The organism is Protofrankia sp. Cr1 (genome assembly GCF_963555865.1).
Taxonomy (GTDB): Bacteria; Actinomycetota; Actinomycetes; order Frankiales; family Frankiaceae; genus Protofrankia.
The window spans coordinates 7,064-10,158 of record NZ_CAUVXO010000174.1 but is presented as its reverse complement, the minus strand read 5'-3'; the positions used below and the strand labels follow the sequence as shown (position 1 = coordinate 10,158).

3 protein-coding genes are annotated in these 3,095 nt (G+C 70.2%); 1 reads left to right on the top strand and 2 read right to left on the bottom strand.

The genetic code is table 11. The features are described from left to right. On the bottom strand, nt 1-245 hold a 245-nt coding region (locus U9980_RS14815; RefSeq protein ID WP_322768446.1), incomplete at its 3' end, for a thiamine-binding protein. A gap of 286 nt (nt 246-531) precedes the next feature. On the opposite strand from U9980_RS14815, the gene U9980_RS14810 reads away from it, so the two are divergent. Then, nucleotides 532-2,151, top strand: coding sequence for a hybrid sensor histidine kinase/response regulator (locus tag U9980_RS14810; protein WP_322768445.1), 1,620 nt, complete (start codon nt 532-534; stop codon nt 2,149-2,151). 21 nt (nt 2,152-2,172) lie between these two features. Here the strand turns inward: U9980_RS14810 and meaB are convergent. Continuing rightward, nucleotides 2,173-3,095 (bottom strand): methylmalonyl Co-A mutase-associated GTPase MeaB (meaB, locus tag U9980_RS14805; protein WP_322768444.1); only part of this gene is annotated, 923 nt, incomplete at its 5' end.

The following is a 3,095-nucleotide window of genomic DNA, read 5'->3' as shown; positions in this document are numbered from 1 at the left end:
TCCGTGACCCCCGGGCGGATGTCGGCCTTGAGCACGAGGCTGACCCGGCCGGATCGGGCGGCAACCGCGTCCACCGCCCGCTGTACGACGGCCATGACCTCCCCCCACTCCCCCTCGATCGTGGTGAACATCGCCGTCGTCTCGTTGGGCAGGCCGCTGGCGCGTACCACCCGCACGGCTTCGGCTACCAGGTCGCCGACATCCTCGCCGGTCCCGATCGGTGTCACGCTGAAGGCCACAAGCATGCTCCACACCTACCACGCCGCCCGGACGCTCTGTCGCCCAGGGACACCCGCGAACACCCACGGATACCCGCGGACACACACGGACACACACGGGCACCCGCGGGCACAGGCGAAGAACTCAGGATCTCGCGTACGTTGACCCACCGGGAGAATGCCACCCTCCGCAACATTCCAGGTCCGCAGACGACACAGCCGGACCTTCAACCAAACCCGGGACAACGCTCTCTGACGGCACGCCCTACCATTGCCCGCCGTGGAGTGGACGACGCGGGACGACGAGGCATAGGTGGTTCCACGGACCCTCCTTGACGCACTGACCAGCCTGGTGATACTGGTCGGCGCGGATGGTCGCGTGCTCGATGCCGGAGCCGCGGCCAGAACCTTCCTCGGGGAGCGGTTGGCTGGAACCGAACCGGTCCACCTCGGGGACCTGGCCGACGTGGTCGAGCCCTCGGCACGGGTCCGGCTGCGCGATGTCGTGCCGCGCGCGCTGGCCCGCACCGGGCAGTGGCGGGGAACCGTCGACCTCCTCGACGCCGCGGCCAACGTGGCGCCGTTCCAGGTGTCGGTGCGGGTCGACCCGTCAGGCGCCATCGTGATCGTCGCTCATGACACCGAGGACGTCCGCGCCCGGGAAACCGCCGAACGGGAGTCCCGGGCCAAGGACGAGTTCATCGCACGCCTCGGCCACGAGCTGCGCACCCCGCTCAACGCCGTGCTGGGTTTCGCCCAACTTCTGGAGCTCGAACCACTGCCGGCAGAGCTGCACGAGGACGTCGAACGCATCATCACCGGTGGCCGGCACATGCAGGCCCTCATCGACGACGTGCTCGATCTCGCCCGGCTGCAAGCCGGGCGCGGTGACATCAGAAAGGGACCCGTCAACGTCCTGGAGATCGTCCATGGTGTCGTCGAGCTGGTCGAACCGCTCGCGGAGCAACGCGGCATCCGCCGGGTCATCTCGCCGGCCGAGCCGCTGGTCGCCGACGCCGACCGCCGCCGGCTGTGGCAGGTCCTGCTCAACCTGGTCGGCAACGCGCTGAAGTACGGACGCGAGGGCGGCACCCTGCGGGTGGGCATCGTGCCCATCACCGGAGCCCGGGTCCGGATCGAGGTCGAGGACGACGGCAACGGACTCCCACCCGAGGCCATGGACCGGCTGTTCCGGCCGTTTGAACGGCTCGGAGCCGAACGAACGGGCGTCGAGGGCAGTGGACTGGGTCTGGCGCTGTCCCACGCTCTGGTCACGGCGATGGGGGGTGTCCTGACGGCGGCAAGCCGTTTCGGGGTCGGCAGTGTCTTCGCGGTCGTCCTGGACACCGTCGACGTCCGCTTCGACGATGACGACGATGACGACTTCGACGGATTCGGTCCGGGAGCCGGATACGGCCCGGGACACGGATACGGACACGGACACGGACACGGCCCAGACCACGGGTTCGGTCCGGCGCCGGCTGTCCTGGCCGCCCGATCGGACGCAGCGTCGCGCCACGTCGGTTATCCCCGGGTCGTACACGTCAGTGGTGATCCCGCGACCCGGACGATGGTCACACACGTGCTACGCAACACCCTCGGCGCGGACACGGTCTCGGTGCCGCGGGCCGCACTGGCCCTCGACGCGGTCCGGCGGTCCCGACCGTCGCTGGTACTGCTGGACCGGGAGCTGCCGGACGGCAGCGCCGAAGACCTGCTGCGGACCCTCGCAGCGGACGCTCAGGCGGGGCGGATACCCACGGTCGTGCTCACCATGGACGATGACCCGAGAGACCTCGTGCGGCTGCGCCAGGCCGGTGCCGTGGACGTGGTGGGAGCGCCCCTGGACGTCGCCGCGGTGGTTGCCGCGGCCGGCCATCTCGCCACCGCCAACACCGCCAACACCGCCAACACCGCCAACACCGCACCCTGACATGTCAGTCGGGCGGACATGTCAGTCGTGGCGCGGCTGCGTCGTGGCCAGACCGGCGACGACGCGGTCGGCGGCCGTGTAGGGGTCGGTCCGGCCGGCGACGACCTCCGCGGCGAGGCCGTCGAGCAGGGAACCCTCGCGCAGGTCACCCATGCGGAGCCGAAGCTGGGTGAGCGCGATCTGCTCGATCTCGTCAGCGGCCCGCCGGCGCCGGCGGGCGTCCAGGACACCGTGCTCGACCAGCCACGCACGATGGTCGGCGATCGCATCCACGACCTCGGCGATGCCCTCCCCACGCGAAGCCACGGCCTTGAGGACCGGGGGTCGCCATGCCCCCTCGGAGGCGGTTGCGGGTCCGGTGAGCGCAATCATGTGCGTGAGCTCGCGGTAGGTGTTTTCCGCGCCATCGCGGTCAGCCTTGTTGACCACGAAGACATCGGCGATCTCCAGGATGCCGGCCTTTGCGGCCTGGACGCCGTCACCCATACCCGGGGCCAGCAGCACCACTGTGCAGTCGGCCAGTGATGCGATGTCAACCTCGGCCTGACCCACCCCCACGGTCTCGACCAGCACGACGTCGAAGCCGGCCGCGTCGAGCACCCGCAGTGCCTGCGGTGTCGCCCAGGACAGCCCACCCAGATGCCCGCGCGAGGCCAGCGAACGGATGTAGACCCCGGGGTCGGTGGCGTGCTCCTGCATCCGTACCCGGTCGCCGAGCAGCGCACCGCCGGTGAACGGCGACGACGGGTCGATGGCCAGGACGCCGACGCGCAGGTCACGAGCTCGAAACGCGCTGACCAGCGCGGATGTCGAGGTCGACTTGCCCACTCCGGGAGATCCGGTGAGGCCGATCACCTGCGCGCGACCGGACCGTGGCGCAAGCAGGGCCATGATCTCGCGCAGCTGCCCGGACGCATCCTCGACCAGGGAGATCAGCCGTGCGA